The organism is Kamptonema formosum PCC 6407 (assembly GCF_000332155.1).
Lineage (GTDB): Bacteria > Cyanobacteriota > Cyanobacteriia > Cyanobacteriales > Microcoleaceae > Kamptonema > Kamptonema formosum.
Map to the genome: position 1 here is coordinate 926,036 of NZ_KB235898.1, position 21,069 is coordinate 947,104.

The following is a 21,069-nucleotide window of genomic DNA, read 5'->3' on the forward strand; positions in this document are numbered from 1 at the left end:
GCTCAGAGCGGCAATCTCTGCATACTACGGTTGGGCGATCGCTTCTCTCAGAAACCGGGTTTCTTAGCTAACTCTTCATTAGTGACTATTAAGAGTTTAGATCGGGGTAGCAATTTTTTTTAATTTGGGTTAAATACTTCAGAAACCCTTAAATTTAGTTCTCTAAATCCGGGAGATAGCAGTAAATCATTATTGGTAAAACTACCTAGTTCTATATAAATATCTCCCCTAAGTTCTAAGACTAAAATAGTTTGAGTTTGCGGATCGACAATCCAGTATTCAGGAATACAACAATCCTGATATTGCCTTTTCTTAGCGATGTAGTCTCTATCTCTTTGTATTTCTCCGGGACTAACTACTTCAATAACTAAGATGGGAGGTGACATTGAAAGACGAATGGTATTGCGATTTGATAATTGTTGAATATGTTCTTCTCGAATGATAGTTAGATCGGGATAACGGTTTCTAGGTTCACCTCTGACTTCTAGTTCTAGTCCTTGTCCTCTAACCCGATCGGTTCCCAACATTAAAGCAAAAATCAAAAAGAGACGATTGGCGATTTGGACATTTAACCCTGACTCTGGAGGCATTTCAATTAATTCTCCATTAAATAATTCATATGCCCGCTCGGAATTATCATTGTATGCTAGGTATTCTTCAAAGGTTGTAAATCGAGGTTTAACTGTTAACATTAGATTTATTCCATACATAGACACTAAAGTCGCTACTACAACTTTGATGAAAGCCAATAATTATTTGCAATAACTATTGTAGGGCAGGCATAATGCCTGCCTTTCACTGACTTTTTGGAAGAAGTCTAACATATTTTCAGACTTAATTATTAACCCCCAAAGTCGGATAAACAGCAAACTTTAGAGGTTTATGTTCTTGATTTTGAAACCTAACTGTTAACGGGTAAGTCTTATTAGCTTGAAGCTCAAACAATTCCACACTCAAATAGCCAGAATTAGGCCGATGGGCTGCTGCTAATGCTTCCCCTGCTTTGAGTTCCACACTTCCCCCAGCAGGTAATTGGCACTCAACTCTAATAGAAGCTCTACTTTGCCTCTCCACAGATTGATATTCAGCAAGAAGAGTCAACACACCCGCACCCGTCAGCCATTGCCGTTCAATTGGCGGCTGATTTAGCGGACAAGTTAAAGTTAGAGAGCCCATAATTTCTCGCGCTGCTAATAGCGACAACACCATCTGTTGTTCTGGCGTAGCCTCTTCATAGCGGGGGAGTTGTTCGACATCAGAAAAACAGCGCACAGAACCTAATAAAACTAAGCGCGTCAAATCATTAAGAGTGTCATACTGTTGGGGAAACAGAGCTTTTTCTACAGCCTGCACCATTTTGGCCCCTTCTCGCAATCCTGATAATACGATCTCCTGACAAGGTTCTAGCAATTGAGCAAAAACCTTCTCTGTTAGAGGAATTGGAAATTTCCCCCACTTGAGATTTTGCAATTGAGCACTCCACAAGTGCAAGGGGGGAACCCATTCATCGGCAGCACCGTCTGGATAATCATATTCGTAGTCTTTAGCTTGTGTTTCCCAAGGGAACAGCGGCGGATTGCGGAGGATTTCGGCTTTCAGCCGCTCTTTCAATAATGTTTGAAAACGGTCTTGCACGGTCGGTATTTCTCCCAATTTAAGTGCTTGGCTTTCTGGATAGAGAAAGTCAATCTCTTCATCATCAAGTGGGTCTGGTTCATCCCACTCTAAATATTCCACCCTATTAATATCTTCTAAATCAATCGGCAGGTTGAGGTTTTCCTCTTCCTCTGAAGAACCGCTTGCCTTTGGCTTTTCTAGCAGCCAGTTGAGAAACTGACCCTCGAAAGCGTCTTCATTCTTATTCGTTCTGTTATTCATCAGTAGATGCCCCTTCTCCGGAACCTGAACGATTGCGTATTTCCCAGGCAAGCTCTAGTAACTTAAACCATCGCTTCTGTACCTGGGCCACCGTGCTACCGAGGGTTTGCGCGATCGCAGAATCTGACATACCCTGTTGCTTTAACCTTAGCAAACTCTCTTGCTCTGAGCCAATTTGTAACAGAAAACCATCCCACTGCTGCGGTGTTAACCCCAAATTCTTCTCTAGGTCAGATTCTAACCATTGGTGGACTAACTCCCACCTATGGGAGAGAGCAAATCTGAGCAAGTGATATTTAAACCTTTGCTGTAAATAGTCTCTCTGACGCGGAGTTAAACCTAAGATTGCCTCAATTTCATTAGTGGGCAAATCTTGCAAGCGCAGGGCGAAGTAGTCAGCGCAGTCTTTTTGGTTGCGCTCTTCCAAATAGGTCATCAATTCCTCAATTACAGCCTGTCGTAGGGAGTCTGACTCATCAGTTGAGTTGCCGCCTACCATCGCCTCCCGCACCCGCGTTACTGTTGCGTCGTTCCACGTAGAATCGGATTCTTGAGCCGCACCGTCAGCGGCCTGCTCCATATCTACGGAGGTTTCGTGGGGTTGTTGTTGGGAAAAGGTTTGCGATCGCAGTACGATCAGTTGTTGGCTCCTACCGCGCGATAAAGGAATCCGTCGCTTGCCAAACCTTTCCGCGAAAGCCATATACTCTGCCAACTCTAACCTAGTTCGAGGGCTATAGGTCGCTGGCAGTTGGGCCTCTCGCCGGAAAGCGTTCAAAGCTTCCAGGTAAAATCCCTGCAAAAAGTCTTTAATTAACTCCAGCCGCGCTTGATAGCTCGACTGCACCTGTGGAGGAGTAATGTAGCGGTAGACGATCGCACTTAAGGTACTGTGCAATTCTACCCGCCCAGGGCCAGAACCTAACTGATAATACTGGAGACACTGCTGTAAGCGGTGCTGAGCGAGAGTTATTGCCCAATGCTCCACCTCGCCGGAAGCTTGAATTCGCTTGCTTTCCGTGCAAATTCGAGTAACTTCTGCTGTTAAACGCTCTGCTACTTCCCGGCAATTCTGCTCAGAAGCACGAGTGGACTTTTGGAGTTCGTCCAACAGCAGTTGAAAGATTTTTTCCACGCTCTGGCAGATTTCCCGCATGATTGTTGATAGCTAATATTGACCCTAGCACATCCGTGCTATTTTAGATTTTGGAATTTAGATTAGAGGATAATGGTAGGTATTGCAGATTTTGATACGAACTCGCACTGCTCTGTAAGCCCTCTGTAAGCCCAATTCCCAATCCCAAATCTAAAATCGACTGATGGATTTAGACCAACAAATTCAAACACTGATTAACGAAGCCAGCCCTGATGGTACTACACCTCAGATTGTAGAAGCGATCGCGCCCGCTCTGAAATTGCTAGCTCAAGAGTTGCGCCATCTCCAATATTATATTCTGCAAACCCTTGATGGCAGTTGGGCCGTGACCACTTTAAGCAATCGTACCCAACCTACTTTGGAGAAACGGGTAATTTACGCTTTCCCTACTTCCAAGGATGCTTTAGCTTCCTCAACACCCTTAGATCCTCGGATTCGGGCAGTATCTATGCCCGTAACCCATATTTTATTTCAGATGCTAGCTTTAGAGACTATTGACAGCATTGTATTCTTTGAAACTTCGGGTCATCTGGAAGCCGGAAGTGAGGTAACGCGATCGCAAGTACAAAATTTAATTGGTGCATACTTACAACAATATCACCATCAGCAGTCAGCCCCTAAATCTAAGTTTAGCAATCTTCCTCCTGATATTGCTTGAATTGCTGACAGTTAACTGTTAACTGTTAACAGTTAACAGTTAACTGGTAAGTTGTGATATAATCTATCAATGAATTTTGAGTAAAATTAATAAACTATGACAATTTTACCTCAAATTGAAGAACTCGAAGACATTAAATACCCCAGTAGCGATGGCAAGCCGATGGCGGAAAGTGACATCACGCGATTTTATCTTACTTATAGCGTAGAAGCTCTAGAGATTTACTTCCAAAATCAGCCGGATGTCTATGTGTCGGGAAATTCGTTTATCTATTACGAACAAGGAAAGCCAGCCTCAGTTATCGCCCCTGATGTTTACGTAGTTTTGGGAGTAAGAAAACGCCAAAGACTATCTTATAAATTTTGGAAGGAAGGGGGAATTCCCCCAGCTTTTGTCTTGGAGATTACGTCATCCACTACCCAGGAAGAAGACCAAGAAATCAAACCGGAAATCTATCGTACTTTGGGAGTAAGGGAGTATTTTCAGTACGATCCTTCGGGAGATTATCTCAATCCGATCTTACAAGGCGTGCGTTTAGTAAATGGGCAATATGAACCAATACCAGCCAATATTAATTCTTTTGACAATTTGTGGCTTGTGAGTGAAGTATTGGGACTAGAGTTGCGGGTAATTTCTGGAGAATTGCGCTTTCGGAACCCGGAAACGGGAGAGTTTCTGCGGACTCATAGAGAGTTAGATCGATATCTAATACAAACTCAATCGGCTTTGCAAGAATCCGAGCAGGCGCGGGTGAAAGCGGAACAATCCTTAAGAAACATTGTACGCCAATTGTTAAATTCTGGATTGAATCTTGAACAAGTAGCACAGATGATTGAACGACCCTTAGATGAGGTCAGAATATTAGTTGGAGATTGAAATGGTCGATCGATCGCTCAGTTAACAGTTAACCGTTAACCGTTAACAATTACTCAAATTTAAGCTTGAGAAGCTTTCAAACGGGCAATGCTATCGGGAAAAATATCGATCGCCATTTTCTCATCTTCCCGCGCACTAAGCGATCGCCTGACTTCACCCAAATATAGCGGTACTGAAACCCCGGATTTTGGATGCAATATGGTGCGAACCCGGACGATCATCTGGTCTTTTCCCCGTCCTCCACGACCAAAAGAATATAAATCCCCCGCCGCTTGTCGCATAGTAGCTTCTAACTCAGATTCTCCTATGTTTGGTGAGACAGCAATCACTGTTTCTGCTCCCCCAGTATCGTAAACTAAAGTGTAGCGAACTGCCCCAGGAATTTCCGCGCGGGTATAGAGGGCTAAACTGAGGGCAAATATACCAATAGTAAGAAGGCCCATAAAGCTTGTAACGCCTACTAAGCGAAATCTAAAACCCCATTTCAAAATAAAAGCTAGGACTGTAATAACAGCAATAACTGCTGTAAGAATACCCATCCACTGGGTGTAAGTTAGAAGATCGGAATTTGGTGTCATTTTGTAATTAGGTAATGGGTAATTGCTAATTGCTAATTGCTAATTGCTATTGCTATTTTCTGCCAGTCAGTAGATAAGTTGTCATATCTCCTTTTCCTTTAACCGGGATCGTACCGCGCTCCTCAAATATATACTTATCGCACAATCGTTCATAAGTAGCAACCGTCACTTGAATTGCACCGGGGAGACCGTGAGATTCCATGCGGTTTGCAGTATTTACAGTATCACCCCACAGATCGTATGTGAACTTTTTAGTGCCAATTACTCCTGCTTCCACTGGCCCGGTGTTAATGCCGATGCGGATGCTGAGGGGTTGGCCGGCTTGAGCGGGCATTTGGGCAATTTTTGCCTGCATATCCAGGGCCATTTCTGCGATCGCTTCGGCATGATCCGCTTGAGGCGTTGGTAAACCCCCCACTACCATATAAGCGTCACCAATAGTTTTAATTTTTTCTAAGCCGTAGAACTCGGCTAACTGGTCAAAAGCCGAAAAAATTTGATTGAGCAACTCTACTAATTCCGCAGGCGACAGATGAGCTGAAAGCTTTGTAAAACCGACTAAATCGGCAAACATCACGGTTACGTCAGCGAAACTGTCAGCAATCGTGCTTTCTCCGCGTTTCAAGCGCTCGGCGATCGCGTAAGGCAAAATATTCAGTAGCAACCGCTCGGATTTTCCCTGTTCGTCAGCCAACTTCTGCAAATAGGCCTGTTCCTGATCTCGGAGTCGCTTCTTCTCCAAACAAGCACTGATCCGAGCTTTCAGCAACACGGGATTAAACGGCTTAGAAAGATAATCCTCCGCCCCTAACTCAATGCAGCGCACGATGCTGTCGATATCGTCTACCGCCGAAATCATAATTACGGGGATGTAGCGCAACTTATCATCCGCCTTCAAATGTTCGAGCACTTGATAGCCGTTCATTTGGGGCATCATAATATCGAGAAGCACCAAATCAAAAGGATGCGATCGCATCATCTCCAGAGCGAGGATGCCATCTTCCGCTACTTGGACTTTATGACCCTGCCGCTGGAGGCGGCGAGCAAGTAAGTCGCGGTTAACTTCATTGTCATCAACAACCAGCACATTACCCTCTTCAGGTTTCATCTCTCTTCCTCCCTGGAGAGTTCCGCTTTGTAATCAGCTTAGCGGTGAGAGGAAATCGAGGGCAGGGCTGATGCAGCATAGCTATAATCATCCTTTTTTTTGAAAAGCCTTATAGTATTTATACGATAAAAGAACTTTTTATAGGTCGCCTCAACTGTGGATGCTTTCTCATACCAAGCCTCTTACCGTTATAATCTATCATGACTTACCTAGTGTCGTCGCGCGCGGACTCGGACTGGCTGTCTCGAAACTCTTGTCAGTTAGTTCTCCTCTAAGTCTCGTGTATTTGGGCGATCGCATTTAATTGGGTGCAAAAATTTCTCTTAATAAGGTTCGCTTCGCTTAATCCCTGTGGGCTGAGTTTGGAAAAGTTGTTAACTATTGATTCTATGCAAGCATTGGCTCGATTTTTGAACCCAGAGCCTAAAATCCTAATCTTACCCAACCCCGGCGAATAGCGTGTAGCAATCTGTTCACTAACTGCTGAGCTTCTTCATCAAAAGAGGAGCTGACGATCGCTTCCTTTAACATCCGGCGATCGCTCTGGGTCAAAACGCCTTTGCAGCTAGCGCTGGCAAGGATAGCATTTAAAGTATAGGTGACATTGGTAGACATGGAAGTATTTTAAATTCGACCCTTCAATCATCATTGGAAATACTGAGACTTGATGTGAGGGCTGTCGTCTAGGCGCGTGATTATTTTAAGGTGAGAGTGTGATCTGTAGTTGCAACTGAGGGCGATCGCTACACCAACTCTTAAGTAGAAGGTAGAAGGTAGAAAAATTTAGTTATCTAGGAGAGAAGGAAGAATGTTTATACAGTCAGCTTTTTAGCCATCCTTATCTTATGGTTAATTAGGTGGATTTACTTATCATGTCCGGCAAATTACTTCCGATCTGTCATTGCGAGCAAAGCGAAGCAATCACCTAGTCTCTGCGATTGCTTCGGGATTGCTTCGCTGGGCTCGCAATGACAAGCATTTAACCGGATATGATATCAGTCTTGGGTTACTATAATCGCAGCCTCCTCTTACTAAGAGCTTGTCATTTCTGCAAGAATATTCCGCATATTGTCGCTAGCATATCCAACTTCTAGCTGAGATTTATCTTGCAAATCTGATGCAAGTTTTTCCAGAATATTTAGCGCTTCAGAAGAGCCTGTAGTTTGCATAAATAGAGCTTGCAAGTGATTTTTAACCATGCTGAGAATAGAACGAGTTGGATAACTTTTTCCACCTTTACCTTTGACTATTGCTTTACCGAAATAATGCGTTTTTAACAACCGCATTTTTTCGGTTCCCTGAATCTTAACCGCTTCCAATATCTCGTTTCGTAATTGCTCGACTAAATCCTCAGTTACATACTTCATAATCAAAGGCTGAAGCGTAAAAAGTATTTCTCCTCCTTCATTTATTTTTTCTATTAGCGACCTACGACCTAAAGATTCCAGATTTTTAAGCAAATCCGAAAGAGATGACTTAACTAAAATATCATCTCGCAATTTCGCTAGCGAAACTGGATTTTGAGTAATAGCAAGCCAGTAAATAATCTCGGCTTCAGAAGGAGACAGCCGCTCGAATTGCTGAGTAAGCAAATTGGTAAGATGATCTTCAATAAATAGCCCTGTAGCCTCCAAAAATTTGGAAATATTACCTTCAAAGAAATCTTGAATCGTTGCTGCCACAATTTTAAAAGCTAAGAGATTACCTCCGTAGCGACTGATTAACACTTTCCACTCTTTGTCTTTAGCAGATAAGCCTTTTTCAGTGAAGATTTCGCGTGCAATTTCCTCGGAAACTGAAGGTTTTAGCGACTTGACTTTTTCTCCAGAAATTAAAGCAAGTTCTGTGGGTTCTTCAGAACTGAGTAGCATTAAACAGCTATTGTGGTTAACTTCTCCTAGTCGCGCAATCAGTTCTCGATAACCTTCTAGTCCGGGTCGATAGCGCCCAGCTAATTCTCCAGGGCTGAGAACCATCTCGAAATCATCTAAAATCAGCAGACAGCGATGCTTGCGGAAATATTCAACTAACCGGGAAATTCTGGCGTTTACATCTAGTGGCAAATCTGCTTTTTGTTGGGGAGAGAAAATGGAAATTAAGCTAGCTAGAAGGTCTTGCACAGATGGACAGGCTCGTAGCGATCGCCAAATGATAAAATCAAACTCATCCTGTACAAGTTTAGCCGCCTTCACTGCCAGAGTTGTTTTGCCAGTGCCTCCCAAACCCAGCAGTGCCACCAAGCGACAGCCATCTGATAAAATCCATTGCTTTAAGGCTGCTAATTCCTCAGTGCGGCCGTAGAACACCGAAACGTCGGGGGCCTCACCCCAATCTTGATGATGGTGCGCGATCGCCACTGCCGAGGCCATTACTCTACCCGCCGGAATGAAATCCCCCGAACCCTGACCAGCTTGGTATAAAAATAGTAGTTGATGCCTTAATTCTGCCAACTTCCCAGGGCCATTCCCCCCGATTTTAAATTTTTTGTAGACCTCGCCGAGTCTTTTGCGGACGGCGATATCACTGATACCCAATTTAGTTGCGATCGCGGCTGTCGGCTGACCGTCCAAGGCCATAAACACCGTCTCCAGCTCAGCATCAGTCACGCTGCGTTCTTTTGTTATTGCTTGCACAAAGTCTTGAGGAATCTGAGTAGTCAAGGTAGGAATCTCGCTTTTGCTAATCTTCTAATTTTTATTATATTCTGTGAGTATTAGCTAGCAAACCCTTGATCTGACTAATGTTCAGCTTGCTTTTTAGTTTTATTTATCTATATCTCACTTATTCATTGTGAGTAGCAAATAACACAAGCTGTACTTAGTTAATTGTTAATTGTTAGTGGTTAGTGGTTAGTAGTGTTAGTAGTTTATATAGCAGTCGCCAAGGCGATTAAGACGTTCTGAGTTCCATCAAACTCGCTGATTGTATTACCTTATTCCCCTTATTCCCCTTATTCCCCTAGCCCCTAGTCCCTAGCCCCTAGCCCCTAGATGAGGATAGATATCCGTAACATTGCCATCTGGGAGGTAACAAACCCCCCAGAGGGCGCGTTACGTAAAACAACTAACAACTAACCACTAACTTACCGCTCTTGACAATAGGTTTCGTAAACCCCGTCCAGAAGTAAATTAAGAGCACAAGCCGCATTTGATGCTGCTGACAACGCTTTTTCTTTTTGTTCCTCTGTCTGGCAAAGTTCTAAAAGTGCTTCCCGCGTCGCCTGAGAGTGAAACTCATCAGCCTGCTCGTGGACTGTAAAAAATGAAAGCGCGTTTTCAGAATCAATGCCATAAAATTGCTTTAGACCTGCTATTTTTGTCGTAGCAACTTCAGGCACTTGCGATTCATAAGCATAGAGTGCAGCCAAGCCAACAGCCGGTTCTTCACTGCGGGCTAATTCCTTAAGAATGCGGACAGATTCACGAGTTTTTTCAAGGTATTGGCGTTCTAAAACTGCTTTCCTCTCTACACCTAAACCTTCAGCAAATCGCAACCACAACTCAGGGTGATGTGTAGAACCTCGTTCCTCTTCAATCAGATTTTCGAGCAGCATTTGGCGAATTTTGATATCATCGCAGGCTGCGTGAGTTGCACTGACATAGGTGGGAAAATTATGGACTTGCAGGTAATATTCCTGTGCATACTCTTGCAACATTGCTAAGGATAGTTTACCTTCATTCCACATTTGGTAAAATGGATGTTTAAGCAAATTGTGCGTCTCAATCGTACCGTTGAGTTGTTCGAGAAATTGTTGTTCTGTCATCGTCATGGTATTGTTTGACAATTGTGGGTTAAAAAGCATCTTATATCAAATTTGGATGTTGTCAATAGGACTTACTCACAACTAACGTAATGCCACCCTCTGGGCGGTAAGGATAACGCCCAGAGGGGGCGTTACAAACAATAATATAAACAAGTTTTTACCTAGTAGATTTTTCTCAAAAATTTTGTAATATCTTTAAAATTCGCTCCCGCAACTGTTTGAGCATACTATATTCAGTTAAATTGTCTTGTTGAGAATCGCAGGAAGCGATCGCCTGGGATACCTCAGACAACATCTCAAACACCAGGGGCACACCCAATTGTAACTCCTCCATAATTTCTCGCTGAGCAAATATATCTTGAGGCTTTCCTTCAAGAATTAACCGCCCTTTATCAACTACAAAAATCCAATCTGCCCAGCGATAAACTAAATCTAGATCGTGACTTGCCATTAATATTGTTGTCCCGGAATTGTGAATTTTTTCTAAGGCAATCATTAACTGGCGCGTATGAAGCCGATCTAAATAGGCTGTGGGTTCATCTAACAATAATAATTCTGGTTCTAATACCATAACATCAGCCAGAGAAACCCTTTTTTTTTGCCCCAAACTTAAATGGTGAACTGGTTGTGTTGCCAGTTCCGAAAGTCCAAATTGCATCAGCACTCGCTCTACTCTTTCTGCAATTTCCTTTGCTGGTATTCCCAAATTGCACAAACCATAAGAAATATCTTCTTCTACAGTTAAAGCCACTAATTGTTGTTCGGGATTTTGAAAGACTAAACCCACCTTTTGTCGCAAACTCATTAGATAATTACGGCTGTAATCAATCTGTTTTCCTTGCCAATAAACCTTTCCTTGCTGAGGCTTATACAAACCATTGGCCAACAAAAACATAGTTGTTTTACCACAGCCATTTTGACCAATAATAGCACTTTTTTTTCCTGGTCGTAAGCGCAAGCTTAGCCCATTTAAAGCTGATTTTTTACTACCTAAATAGGTATAGTGTGCGTCTTCAATTTCTAGCAAATATTGTGACATTAGTCAAGCATTCCAGTCCTATTAATACTCCACAACCTATAATCGCTTCTAAGGCATATCGCTGTGAATAGCAATAGCGACGCGAATGCCATACTCGCAACTCCCCCGTAAATCCCCGCGCCTCTAATCCCAGGGAAAATTGATGATAATGTAGCATTGTTCTGTGAAATAATTGCCCGACAAGTAAACTTAGACTATTGATAGAAGTCCGCCAAGTTCGATATCCAGCACGAGATTGTTGTGCAATCCATAACTCCTGCGTTGCTGACAATAAAGTAAAAATAAATCGATACATTAACAGCAGCAATTCAGTTAGAATAGCAGGCAATCCTAGACGACGCAATGTCTGCAATATTGCTGCAAAGGGAACGGTTAATAGCAGAAAATACATACAGCAAACAGAGGAGAGAGAGCGTGAAAAAATCGTTAATGCTAATTCGCTACCATTGCGGCTGATGTAAAAGTAATTTGACCCTAAAGTCATCCCCTGTAAAGCATCTGTTTGAATTAAAGATATATGAGCAACAGAAACTCCATTGATTGCTATTGCTGGTAAACTGGTTAGCCAAAATAATGCTGCTAGATAGAGCATTCGCCAGTAAATTTCTGGAGGTGTTCTAGCATAAATTATTGTCCAAATACTCATCCAGATGATAATTAAACCTTGTACTGGGGGATGGGCAAATAAGGCAATAGTTAAGACTACGATCGCAAATATCAATTTTTGTTCTGGCGGCAAATTAGATAAACTATTCGTGTAAGCCAGAGTGTCTAACTTGAGACTCATAAATCTATTGACAATAATTTAAGAAACCGCCAAGATGGCGGCGTTACCGATGCTTATTCAAGCTTTATCTTTCATTTTTGCTTGTTTTTTTACTTCTGTTCGCCCTCGATATAAACCAATTACATAGCCAATTACTCCCGCACCTAAAGCTGCTTGAGATGAAAATAATAAGCTTTCAATTTCACCACTAGATGGCTCAATTACTGATTGAAACCAGGGTTTATAATCAGGGTTAATTTCAGCAATCGCTTCCTCAGCTTGACCATCAGCACCGCTAAATTCAGCATTTCGGAGAGATATTACAGGTATTACAGCTAAAAGCAATACTCCTGTTAGTAACAGCCAGTTATTCCATCCTTGATTAGTCTTATTCACTCTTATGATTCTCCTTTGATTAATTGCAACTGTTTCAATTCTTCAGAATTGTAAGATTGCAGCCAGTTCCACACTAAAACAGTCAGCAATCCTTCACTAATTGCTAAAGGAATTTGAGTTAGGGCAAAAATGCTAGCAAACTTGATGAATGATGCCATAAAGCCGCCCACAGGAGCGGGGAAAGCTAAGGCTAATTGTACAGAAGTAATCAGATAAGTGAGCAAATCTGCAAAGGCTGCTGAGATAAAGATTGCCATTGTTTGTTTGCCACTTAATCGCATGATAATATGGTACAACCAGTAAGCAGCAAATGGCCCTGCGATCGCCATTGAGAAGGCATTAGCTCCTAAAGTTGTTAAGCCGCCGTGAGCTAATAGTAAAGCTTGAAATAGAAGCACTAAGCTACCCAAAACTGACATCGCTAAAGGGCCAAATAATACTGCTCCTAATCCAGTCCCCGTAGGATGGGAACAACTACCAGTAACGGAAGGAATTTTGAGGGCTGAGAGGACGAAAGTAAAAGCACCTGCTAGGGCAATAAGTAATTTTAATTGTGGATTTTCTTGAGTTATTCTCTGAATCGATCTTAGTCCTAAGATAAAGAAAGGAATAAAAATAATCCACCAAAAAATTGCCCATTGCACGGGTAAGAAGCCTTCCATAATGTGCATGGCGTAAGCTGGTGGCGTTTGACCTATGATTAGGTGAAAGCTCAAGCCTGCCATTAGTATTAGTTGCCAAAGTTGCTGCTTTTTTTTCATTTCCAGATTATTTAAGAAGGAAGAGGGAAGAGGGAAGAAGGAAGAAGGAAGAAGGAAGAAGGAAGAAGAAGAAGAAGAGGGAAGAGGGAAGAGGAAATGGTTTTTTAGTCTCCTAGCTTATTGATTGTGGTAACAATTAATCGAGATAGTTCATCTACTTCTTTAAAAACTGGGGAGATTTTTTGTGGAGGGGCTAACGCCACCCGTTCAGCAATAACTAAATGAGTATCTAATTCTCGCAATGACCCCAGAGCTATTTGTAGATATCGAACATACTCTTTCCTACTAACACGACCATATCCCTCGGCAATATTAGCAGGTATGGAGACAGATGCACGACGAATTTGACTGGTTAAACCATAAACTTCTGATGGATGAAAGAACTTGGTTAAATCGTAGCAAAGCTCACATAGATAAATTCCTCGTTGCCATTGCTCCCTATGACTCATAAAACCTCCTTCCTTCTTCCTTCTTCCTTCTTCCTTCTTCCTTCTTCCTTAATTACAACCAATCTTCCTCATCATCATCCCAATCATCACTTTGATAAGGTCGTGATATCCGAGAAGTACCGACGCGCTCAGAAGGCCGACTAACTTTCCTAGAACTAGGCATATAAGGCTCTTCACTTCTGCGTTTATCCCCGGAAATAGTGCGGCGCACTGACTCGAAGAAATCATCATCATCTTCATCGCGACCGTAAGCTGCAACTTCCCGACTTAGATCGTACAGCGCATCCTGTAAATCCGATCCAACTTGGTCAACTCCCCGCTCATCATTGCGTTCTAAACTGTCGCGTAATTCCCGAATTAAATTTTCAATTCGTTGGCGATTTCTCTGGGCAAATTGCATTCCTCTATCGAGCGCTACCTCTCGTAATTGTCGCTCCGCTTGATAAGCTAAAGCTTCGGAACGATTACGTTTTTCTACCTTTTCACGCTGCAATTTATCAGCTTGAGCAAATTGTTCTGCATCTCGGATCATGAGGCTAACTTCTTGTTGCGTCAGCGTGGAAGCGCCCTGAATTGTAATGCTCTGCTCGCGCCCTGTAGTCCTATCCATTGCTGTCACTAATAGCATACCATTAGCATCAATATCAAAGGATACTTGAACTTGTGGGATACCGCGCGGTGCAGGGGGGATTCCTGTCAATTTAAACCGACCCAAAGACTTATTATCTGCCGCTAATTCTCTTTCACCTTGGAGGATGTGAACTTCCACCAAAGTTTGATTGTTTTCAGAGGTGGAAAAGATGTCAGAGCGCCGCACGGGAATAGTCGTATTGCGCGGAATCAATTTTTTCATCACCCCACCAATGGTTTCCAATCCTAACGATAGAGGGGTGACATCTAAGAGGAGTATGTCGCGTACATCCCCAGCTAAAATCCCCGCTTGAATTGCTGCTCCTACGGCGACAACTTCATCGGGGTTAACATTTTGATTGGGTTCTTTATCAATCAAACTGCGGACTAGCTGCTGTACTAAAGGAATGCGAGTAGAACCCCCGACTAGCACAATTTCGTCAATTCTAGAAGGGTTGAGATTGGCATCTGTCAAAGCTTGCTTTACGGGGCGACGCAAGCGCTGAATTAAGTCACCACATAACCCCTCAAACTGACCGCGAGTTAGTCTTGTTTCAAAATGCAAGGGGCCATCTTCATTGGCATCAATAAAAGGTAAGTTGATGTCAGTAACCCCAACTCCCGACAGTTCAATTTTGGCTTTTTCCGCCGCTTCTGTTAGCCGCTGGAGCGATTGGCGGTTGCGCCGCAAATCAACTCCTTCTTTTTCTAAAAATTGTTCTGCCATCCAGTCAACAATTTTTTGGTCAAAATCGTTGCCGCCCAATTGCGTATCGCCGCTAGTTGCTTTCACCTCAAATACGCCATCACCAACTTCTAAGATTGATACATCAAAAGTACCGCCTCCTAAGTCAAATACCAGGATAGTTTGACTTTCGCGCCTCTCTAATCCGTAGGCTAAAGATGCAGCCGTTGGCTCATTTAAAATTCGCTTGACATCAAGTCCAGCAATTCGTCCTGCGTCCCGCGTTGCTTGGCGCTGGGAATCGTTGAAATAAGCGGGTACAGTAATTACAGCCCCGGTCACTTCTTGACCCAGATAGCGACTAGCTTCCTCTGCCAACTTCCGCAATACCATTGCTGAAATTTCCTCTGGGGCAAAGTCTTTTTTAAGGCGAGGACACTTGATTTTTATATTACCGTTCTCCTCGCGGCGAACTGTGTAGGGGACTCGTTTCGATTCTGGAGTCAATTCGCCGTATTTGCGCCCAATAAACCGTTTGACGGCGTAAAAGGTGTTTTGGGGATTGAGTACCGCTTGTCGCCGCGCCATCTGCCCGACAACGCGCTCTCCTTCCTTTGTGAAAGCAACTACCGAGGGTGTCGTCCGCATCCCTTCTGCATTGGCAATCACCACCGGTTTACCGCCTTCCATAACGGCTACTACTGAATTTGTTGTCCCAAGGTCGATGCCAACTACTTTGCCCATGCCTTAGTTATCTCCTCTGGCGTTCTCTTTAGCTTTTTAATATAAGCTTTAACGGATTGTTGCATTCATTGTATCGCGTCTCTATCACTGAGTCAGAGATAGCGGCCTTCCCTGCGGCTGAGGACGCTGGTGGTGGGGTTGGCTGGCAATCAGGTTTTCGCCTTTGCAGAAACTTCCTAAAAGTTGTCACAAACTGCATCAGGTAAATGGTTAGTAATACCAATCGCGCTCAAAATATAGTTGCCAGGATGCTAAAGAGGTTAGTCACACTAATAGGACTTACGCAGGGAGTCCCAGAAACCGGGTTTTTGAGAGAATCTGTAAGTAACAGTGAAGTATTTTCGTTAAAAAACCCGGTTTCTTTAGTTGGGTGCGTAAGTCCTGACTAATTCCATTATCTCTTGATAATTTTTAGATTTAGTTGCTACAGGCGCAGAGCGAGCTGATAAGAATTGCTCGCTCCCCGCTTTTTTTGCTTCTTAACTGTTCTATAACCAGTTTTTAGGCAATAGGAACAGTTGACTTCACTGACTCACGCTCGTGTAAGTGCTTAAACAACATTCCTAACCTGAGATATTGCTGTTGCCAATCTTCGCCAAAACGCAAACTGTAGTATCCAAGTGCTGATACTGTTGCCACATCAACAGCAGTGAAAGTTTCACCTAATAGATAAGTAGAGGCAACTAATTGTTTATCCAAGACTGGTAATAACCGATCTATGGCTGCTTGACACTTAGCTTGAGCGGCAGAGTCAGCACGATCGCCTTTCTGTTTTTGATACCACAAACCAACTGCATTGTCAGCCAAAGTATCTGCTAATTCTTCCCACTGGCGACACTGAAGCCGGGCTTTCTTTTCGTGAGGATAAAAACTAGGCTCAGGATAAGTTTCGTCTAAATACTCTAAAATCAGTGTCGAATCCCAAACTGTCGTACCATCTTCATCTACTAATACAGGCACTTTGCCAATGGGAGAAATACTGACAAATTCAGGGGATTTGTTAGCAATATCGGTGGCGATGAGTTCCACAGGCAAATTTTTCTCATCTAACAAAATCCTTACTTTTCGGGCGTAGGGTGAGCGCTGAGCATAATACAAAGTTCGAGTCATAATTTGGGATTACTTATTCAAGTGAAAACCAGTATATACTGTTTCTCCGGCTACGAATCGCTTACCTCTTGATTGATTTGCTGCAAAATCTGCTCAATGCGGTTAGCTTGCCTAACTTTCCCTTGCTTGATAAATAAATCCCTGGCTTTCGTCAAATTAGCTACAGCTTCCTGTTGATTTTCTTTCTGTCCTTGCTGTAACAATGCCATACCTAAATTATTCAAAGCATCTGCATATTCACCATTAATTTTAATCGCTTGCCGCCAGACAGTAATTGCTTCATCCAACTGACTTTTATTAGCCAAAGCAACGGCTAAGTCGTTATGAGCTTTAGCGTGTTGGGGATTGCGTTCAATTGCTTGTCGATATTGAGCGATCGCATCGTCTATCTTGTCCTGGCTTGATAGAACTGCCCCTAACTTATAGTAAGCCTCTGCCTGCTTAGGAAATCGCACAATTAACTGCCGGAAAAGAGCCTCTGCATTAGCGACGTTACCTTGGCCGTAGAGGTCATTTGCCATTCTCAAGCCGAAAGTATATCCCTTACCAATGACTTCGCACTTCTTAGAGGCATTAGCTGCTTGTTTGCATATTTTTACCTCGTCTCTGTCCATTTCATAAAATATTACCTCGCGAGCGGGCTGACCGCGCCTCGGTACGGTGTTTTGCGCGAGTTGCAAACTACCAGGCTTAGAGGAAGCGGGTGTGGCGATCGCAACAGCCGATATTTCCACCCCAGCCAAAATACTCAGGGCAATCCCAGTAAAATTGATAAGTGAGGCAACGCCCTTGTTGTTTTTCATCATTTGTGGTAATAAAAAGTGAATATTTTAGAGCCTGAGCAAACTACCCTACCCTACTAGAAGCCAATTAGGGAGATATTCTAGCACTGGGTGAGAGATTTATCGCTAGGGGCTAGGGGCTAGGGGCTAGGGGCTAGGGGAAGCGTGAAAGAAGAGGAAGAAGGGAATAGCATCAGCAAGTTTGGTGGAACTCAGAACGTCTTAACCGCCTTGGCGGTTAATATACAGAGCGATTAGCTAAAGGAATTACTCAAATTTTCTTGCGTCCAAATCCGCTGCGGCCGGTTTTAAACCCAACTTCAAAGTTCTACAATGAAATCTATCCAGTCATCCCCTCAAGTCCGTGACCACAACTCCCCTACGTCCTTCTACTGAAACCTCTGTACAGCGCCCTGACTCTCTGGGGCGATTTGGCAAATTCGGCGGTAAGTATGTCCCCGAAACCCTTATGCCTGCCCTATTTGAGCTAGAGGCAGCTTTCGAGCAATACCGCAATGACCCAGATTTTCAACAAGAATTACAACAACTGCTTAAGGATTATGTCGGACGACCAAGCCCTTTATATTTCGCCGAACGCCTGACAGCCCACTATACCAAACCCGATGGCTCTGGCCCGCAAATTTATCTCAAGCGTGAAGACTTAAACCACACCGGAGCTCACAAAATTAATAATGCTCTAGCTCAAGCGCTATTAGCAAAGAGAATGGGTAAACAGCGCGTGATTGCGGAAACGGGAGCGGGTCAGCATGGTGTGGCTACTGCCACTGTATGCGCTCGCTTTGGCTTGGAGTGCGTCGTCTACATGGGCGTTCACGACATGGAACGACAAGCTTTGAACGTATTTAGAATGCGGCTGATGGGGGCCGAAGTGCGTCCAGTGGCGGCGGGTACGGGAACCCTCAAGGATGCAACTTCCGAAGCAATCCGGGACTGGGTAACGAATGTGGAGACAACTCATTATATTCTCGGCTCGGTGGCGGGGCCTCACCCTTACCCGATGATGGTACGGGATTTTCACGCAATTATTGGTCAAGAAACGCGCTCTCAATGTTTGGAAAAATGGGGCGGTTTGCCTGATATTCTGTTGGCTTGTGTTGGTGGCGGCTCTAATGCGATGGGGCTCTTTCACGAGTTTGTCAATGAAGAAACAGTAAGGTTAATCGGTGTCGAGGCTGCCGGTGAAGGGGTTGATACGGAAAAACACGCGGCTACTTTGACAAAAGGAAGAGTTGGGGTATTGCACGGGGCGATGAGTTATTTGCTGCAAGATGAGGAGGGTCAAGTAATTGAGCCTCACTCGATTAGTGCGGGGTTGGATTATCCGGGAGTGGGGCCAGAACACAGCTTTTTGAAGGATATTGGTAGAGCGGAATATTACAGCGTCACTGATGATGAAGCTGTGGCAGCATTTCAGCGGCTTTCTCAGTTAGAGGGGATTATTCCGGCTTTGGAAACGGCCCATGCGATCGCCTATTTGGAAACTCTCAGTCCGCAGTTAAGTGGTAGCCCCCGAATTGTGCTTAATTGTTCTGGGCGGGGGGATAAAGACGTTCAGACTGTTGCCAAATTTCTCAACCCATCGAAGGATTAGCAATGCGGTTCGGGGCGGTAATAATATTAATTGTCACCGCCTCGATTAAATGAAGTGCTAATTATGTCAAAAATATTCGGTCGCTTGAGTTTGGGAGTGTTATTGTTGGTGGCTGGATGCGATATTCAAAATCTGGCAGACAAAATATCAGCTTTGCCTGCGACACCTGTGGCGACACCGACTTCTGAAATGTTAAGTCCAACTGCTTTGGAAAAGTCAGTTCACGAACAAGTGAATAAATATCGCGTATCTCAGAATTTGCCGCCTTTAACTCTCGATCCGCGTATTATTGAACAGGCAAGGATTCACAGTCAAAATATGGCGAGTGGGAAGGTTCCTTTTAGTCATAACGGATTTGAGGAACGAGTTGATGCGATTGGAAAGTCGATTTCCTATCGGGGAGCTTCGGAAAATGTTGCTTATAATTTAGGGTTTCAGGAACCAGATCGCAATGCTGTTGAAGGCTGGATTAATAGTCCTGGCCATCGTAAAAACATGGAAGGAAATTATAATTTGACTGGTATTGGTATTGCCAAAAATGCGAAAGGAGAATACTATTTTACTCAGGTTTTTATTCGGAGTTAATTGTTAGTTGTTAGTTGTTATCTAGATAGAGTAATACTAATCCCTGCTTTTCTCCAACTATAACAGAAATAGTTCATACTATAAATTGCAGTTGCACTCAAATTAATGAATCCTCAAAATTTAAGAAATTGGGAAAGCTAATTGCTGCTACTGTACCTCATACAAAATCCGGGTTAGTCATCCCCCTGACGGGGTGACAACCCCGTCAAAAGCCTTACCTATAGCGCTTTGAGACGTTTTGTGGTAAAAAAAAATGGGCGATCGTTCTCAACAACCCCCAGAATAATTAAATGCTTCCTTTATTTTACCAAAATTGCTTGTCAAGTCAACTCAAAAAAACTGAATACTTAACTCTTGCAATTGTTGTCTGCCTTTTACAAATACACAAACAGGTCAGTATTGAGAGACTAGCTACTGTTTGGTCATATCCTGTACTCTTTGAGAGTCGGAGGCGCAATCTTCAAAGATTTTTTAAGTTGCCAGTCTTGCGAATTGAAACCATCTGGTTTCCCTTGGTGAAATACATCTTGAACACGGCTTTTAAAAATCAGTCTGTGTTGATGCTAGCTATCGACCGCACTCAATGGCGACACAATAATTTATTTTTTATTAGTCTAATTTGGTCGCAAAGGGCTATTCCTTTATACTGGGAAATACTCCCCAAAAGAGGCAGTACGAATATTCAAGAACAACAAAATTTAATTACACCTGTTTTGGTCTTGCTACAAGATTATCAAATAATTATTCTAGGAGACAGAGAATTTGGTTCTGTCAAGCTGGCGCAATGGCTCTATGACGTAGGTGTCAAGTTTGTATTAAGAGTTAAACAAGAACGATACATACAATCTGAAAAAGAAGAATATCAACGTCTAAGCGAGTTAGGACTAATACCAGGGACAGGCTTTTATAGAAGCGGGGTTAAAGTTACTAAGCAAAAAGGTTTTGGCAAATTTGATGTGGCAGGTTATTGGAAAAGAAAATACAAAACTAACGGGGCTTCTGAAGGTTGGTTTCTGCTGACCAATGTAGGTAGTTTAAAATTGGCGATCGCGAGTTTTAAATGTCGGAGTGGAATAGAGGCTATGTTTAAAGACTGTAAGACAGGAGGCTATAATTTGGAAAATAGTCATGCCTGTTATGACCGCTTAAAGTCTTTAATTTTATTAATCGCGATCGCATACACTTGTGCAATTATTCAAGGTCATACAATCAAACAGATGGGGATTCAAAAATATGTGGGTCGGGTGCAGGAATTAGGGCGATCGATACGTCGTCATAGCAACTTTTGGATAGGTTTATATGGTGAATGTTGGGTGACAGGAAGTGAAGTTTGCCAAGATTTAGTAACTGAATTAATGAGGATTAGAAGTAATAAGCGACCATTTTTCAAGAAGGGGATAAGGGCTAGAACCTTGATTCTATCTACTCTTTGACGGGGTTGTCACCCCGTCAGGTCATCCCCTTTATTAGTAATTCTATCGTCATTGTTCGCT

At 43.2% G+C, this 21,069-nt stretch carries 21 protein-coding genes; 5 read left to right on the plus strand and 16 right to left on the minus strand.

Annotated features, from left to right (window positions below; genetic code table 11):
• Positions 1-119 precede the first annotated feature (119 nt).
• The 3 genes from OSCIL6407_RS0104015 to hetZ all read right to left on the minus strand — a co-directional run bounded on the left by OSCIL6407_RS0104015 (position 120) and on the right by hetZ (position 3,034).
• Positions 120-692, minus strand: coding sequence for a Uma2 family endonuclease (locus OSCIL6407_RS0104015; RefSeq protein WP_007355144.1), 573 nt, complete (start codon positions 690-692; stop codon positions 120-122).
• 142 nt (positions 693-834) lie between these two features.
• Positions 835-1,878, minus strand: coding sequence for a hypothetical protein (locus OSCIL6407_RS0104020; protein WP_007355145.1), 1,044 nt, complete (start codon positions 1,876-1,878; stop codon positions 835-837).
• Positions 1,871-3,034: a heterocyst differentiation protein HetZ gene (gene hetZ, locus OSCIL6407_RS0104025; protein ID WP_007355146.1), complete on the minus strand. Its 1,164-nt coding sequence runs from the start codon at positions 3,032-3,034 to the stop codon at positions 1,871-1,873. The genes OSCIL6407_RS0104020 and hetZ overlap by 8 nt, the downstream gene beginning before the upstream one ends.
• 163 nt (positions 3,035-3,197) lie before the next feature.
• Here hetZ and OSCIL6407_RS0104030 point away from each other — a divergent pair, with 163 nt between their 5' ends.
• Positions 3,198-3,692, plus strand: coding sequence for a hypothetical protein (locus OSCIL6407_RS0104030; protein ID WP_007355147.1), 495 nt, complete (start codon positions 3,198-3,200; stop codon positions 3,690-3,692).
• Positions 3,693-3,788: 96 nt separating this feature from the next.
• Complete coding sequence (locus OSCIL6407_RS0104035) at positions 3,789-4,568, plus strand: Uma2 family endonuclease (RefSeq protein ID WP_007355148.1); 780 nt, start codon at positions 3,789-3,791, stop codon at positions 4,566-4,568.
• Between the two features lie 59 nt (positions 4,569-4,627).
• Here the strand turns inward: OSCIL6407_RS0104035 and OSCIL6407_RS0104040 are convergent, their stop codons facing one another.
• The 13 genes from OSCIL6407_RS0104040 to OSCIL6407_RS0104100 all read right to left on the minus strand — a co-directional run bounded on the left by OSCIL6407_RS0104040 (position 4,628) and on the right by OSCIL6407_RS0104100 (position 17,403).
• Positions 4,628-5,146 carry a Ycf51 family protein gene (locus OSCIL6407_RS0104040; RefSeq protein ID WP_007355149.1) on the minus strand — a complete coding sequence of 173 codons (519 nt, stop codon included), beginning with the start codon at positions 5,144-5,146 and terminating at the stop codon, positions 4,628-4,630.
• A gap of 52 nt (positions 5,147-5,198) precedes the next feature.
• Complete coding sequence (locus tag OSCIL6407_RS0104045; protein WP_019486940.1) at positions 5,199-6,254, minus strand: adenylate/guanylate cyclase domain-containing protein; 1,056 nt, start codon at positions 6,252-6,254, stop codon at positions 5,199-5,201.
• A gap of 423 nt (positions 6,255-6,677) precedes the next feature.
• Entirely contained in the window at positions 6,678-6,869 is a 192-nt protein-coding gene (locus OSCIL6407_RS0104050; protein WP_007355152.1) for a hypothetical protein, read from the minus strand.
• Between the two features lie 416 nt (positions 6,870-7,285).
• A complete protein-coding gene (locus OSCIL6407_RS0104055; protein ID WP_007355153.1) occupies positions 7,286-8,914 on the minus strand; it encodes an NB-ARC domain-containing protein in 1,629 nt (542 codons plus the stop codon).
• A gap of 422 nt (positions 8,915-9,336) precedes the next feature.
• Positions 9,337-10,017: a CADD family putative folate metabolism protein gene (locus OSCIL6407_RS0104060; RefSeq protein ID WP_019486941.1), complete on the minus strand. Its 681-nt coding sequence runs from the start codon at positions 10,015-10,017 to the stop codon at positions 9,337-9,339.
• Positions 10,018-10,192: 175 nt separating this feature from the next.
• On the minus strand, positions 10,193-11,056 hold the full coding sequence (locus OSCIL6407_RS0104065) for an energy-coupling factor ABC transporter ATP-binding protein (RefSeq protein ID WP_019486942.1): 864 nt from the start codon (positions 11,054-11,056) through the stop codon (positions 10,193-10,195).
• The gene (cbiQ, locus tag OSCIL6407_RS0104070) at positions 11,031-11,843 is read right to left on the minus strand and encodes a cobalt ECF transporter T component CbiQ (RefSeq protein ID WP_007355156.1); all 813 of its coding nucleotides are present in this window, start codon (positions 11,841-11,843) and stop codon (positions 11,031-11,033) included. The genes OSCIL6407_RS0104065 and cbiQ overlap by 26 nt, the downstream gene beginning before the upstream one ends.
• A gap of 57 nt (positions 11,844-11,900) precedes the next feature.
• A complete protein-coding gene (locus tag OSCIL6407_RS0104075) occupies positions 11,901-12,218 on the minus strand; it encodes an energy-coupling factor ABC transporter substrate-binding protein (protein WP_007355157.1) in 318 nt (105 codons plus the stop codon).
• Between the two features lie 2 nt (positions 12,219-12,220).
• On the minus strand, positions 12,221-12,979 hold the full coding sequence (locus OSCIL6407_RS0104080) for an energy-coupling factor ABC transporter permease (RefSeq protein ID WP_202796236.1): 759 nt from the start codon (positions 12,977-12,979) through the stop codon (positions 12,221-12,223).
• 104 nt (positions 12,980-13,083) lie between these two features.
• Positions 13,084-13,428, minus strand: coding sequence for a four helix bundle protein (locus OSCIL6407_RS0104085; protein ID WP_007354377.1), 345 nt, complete (start codon positions 13,426-13,428; stop codon positions 13,084-13,086).
• A gap of 52 nt (positions 13,429-13,480) precedes the next feature.
• A complete protein-coding gene (gene dnaK / locus OSCIL6407_RS0104090; RefSeq protein ID WP_007354376.1) occupies positions 13,481-15,487 on the minus strand; it encodes a molecular chaperone DnaK in 2,007 nt (668 codons plus the stop codon).
• A 501-nt stretch (positions 15,488-15,988) separates the two neighbouring features.
• On the minus strand, positions 15,989-16,597 hold the full coding sequence (locus tag OSCIL6407_RS0104095; protein WP_007354375.1) for a glutathione S-transferase family protein: 609 nt from the start codon (positions 16,595-16,597) through the stop codon (positions 15,989-15,991).
• 50 nt (positions 16,598-16,647) lie between these two features.
• Entirely contained in the window at positions 16,648-17,403 is a 756-nt protein-coding gene (locus tag OSCIL6407_RS0104100) for a tetratricopeptide repeat protein (protein ID WP_007354374.1), read from the minus strand.
• Between the two features lie 340 nt (positions 17,404-17,743).
• Between OSCIL6407_RS0104100 and trpB the strand changes: the two genes are divergently transcribed.
• The 3 genes from trpB (at position 17,744) to OSCIL6407_RS0104115 (ending at position 21,009) form a co-directional block, all read left to right on the plus strand.
• Positions 17,744-18,991, plus strand: coding sequence for a tryptophan synthase subunit beta (gene trpB / locus OSCIL6407_RS0104105; RefSeq protein WP_007354373.1), 1,248 nt, complete (start codon positions 17,744-17,746; stop codon positions 18,989-18,991).
• A gap of 63 nt (positions 18,992-19,054) precedes the next feature.
• Positions 19,055-19,576, plus strand: a complete 522-nt coding sequence (locus OSCIL6407_RS0104110) for a CAP domain-containing protein (RefSeq protein WP_007354372.1) — start codon at positions 19,055-19,057, stop codon at positions 19,574-19,576.
• A 290-nt stretch (positions 19,577-19,866) separates the two neighbouring features.
• Positions 19,867-21,009 carry an IS4 family transposase gene (locus tag OSCIL6407_RS0104115; protein ID WP_019486944.1) on the plus strand — a complete coding sequence of 381 codons (1,143 nt, stop codon included), beginning with the start codon at positions 19,867-19,869 and terminating at the stop codon, positions 21,007-21,009.
• The last annotated feature ends 60 nt before the right edge of the window (positions 21,010-21,069 follow it).

Bases quoted from the DNA above. Each gene is read 5' to 3' on its own strand.
- OSCIL6407_RS0104040 (WP_007355149.1), bottom strand. From the start codon at position 5,146: ATGACACCAAATTCCGATCTTCTAACTTACACCCAGTGGATGGGTATT.
- OSCIL6407_RS0104080 (WP_202796236.1), bottom strand. From the start codon at position 12,979: ATGAAAAAAAAGCAGCAACTTTGGCAACTAATACTAATGGCAGGCTTG.
- dnaK (WP_007354376.1), bottom strand. From the start codon at position 15,487: ATGGGCAAAGTAGTTGGCATCGACCTTGGGACAACAAATTCAGTAGTA.
- OSCIL6407_RS0104035 (WP_007355148.1), top strand. From the start codon at position 3,789: ATGACAATTTTACCTCAAATTGAAGAACTCGAAGACATTAAATACCCC.
- OSCIL6407_RS0104015 (WP_007355144.1), bottom strand. From the start codon at position 692: ATGTTAACAGTTAAACCTCGATTTACAACCTTTGAAGAATACCTAGCA.
- hetZ (WP_007355146.1), bottom strand. From the start codon at position 3,034: ATGCGGGAAATCTGCCAGAGCGTGGAAAAAATCTTTCAACTGCTGTTG.
- OSCIL6407_RS0104045 (WP_019486940.1), bottom strand. From the start codon at position 6,254: ATGAAACCTGAAGAGGGTAATGTGCTGGTTGTTGATGACAATGAAGTT.
- OSCIL6407_RS0104030 (WP_007355147.1), top strand. From the start codon at position 3,198: ATGGATTTAGACCAACAAATTCAAACACTGATTAACGAAGCCAGCCCT.
- OSCIL6407_RS0104065 (WP_019486942.1), bottom strand. From the start codon at position 11,056: ATGTCACAATATTTGCTAGAAATTGAAGACGCACACTATACCTATTTA.
- OSCIL6407_RS0104095 (WP_007354375.1), bottom strand. From the start codon at position 16,597: ATGACTCGAACTTTGTATTATGCTCAGCGCTCACCCTACGCCCGAAAA.
- OSCIL6407_RS0104085 (WP_007354377.1), bottom strand. From the start codon at position 13,428: ATGAGTCATAGGGAGCAATGGCAACGAGGAATTTATCTATGTGAGCTT.
- OSCIL6407_RS0104050 (WP_007355152.1), bottom strand. From the start codon at position 6,869: ATGTCTACCAATGTCACCTATACTTTAAATGCTATCCTTGCCAGCGCT.
- OSCIL6407_RS0104100 (WP_007354374.1), bottom strand. From the start codon at position 17,403: ATGATGAAAAACAACAAGGGCGTTGCCTCACTTATCAATTTTACTGGG.
- OSCIL6407_RS0104020 (WP_007355145.1), bottom strand. From the start codon at position 1,878: ATGAATAACAGAACGAATAAGAATGAAGACGCTTTCGAGGGTCAGTTT.
- OSCIL6407_RS0104110 (WP_007354372.1), top strand. From the start codon at position 19,055: ATGTCAAAAATATTCGGTCGCTTGAGTTTGGGAGTGTTATTGTTGGTG.
- cbiQ (WP_007355156.1), bottom strand. From the start codon at position 11,843: ATGAGTCTCAAGTTAGACACTCTGGCTTACACGAATAGTTTATCTAAT.
- OSCIL6407_RS0104115 (WP_019486944.1), top strand. From the start codon at position 19,867: ATGCTTCCTTTATTTTACCAAAATTGCTTGTCAAGTCAACTCAAAAAA.
- OSCIL6407_RS0104060 (WP_019486941.1), bottom strand. From the start codon at position 10,017: ATGACAGAACAACAATTTCTCGAACAACTCAACGGTACGATTGAGACG.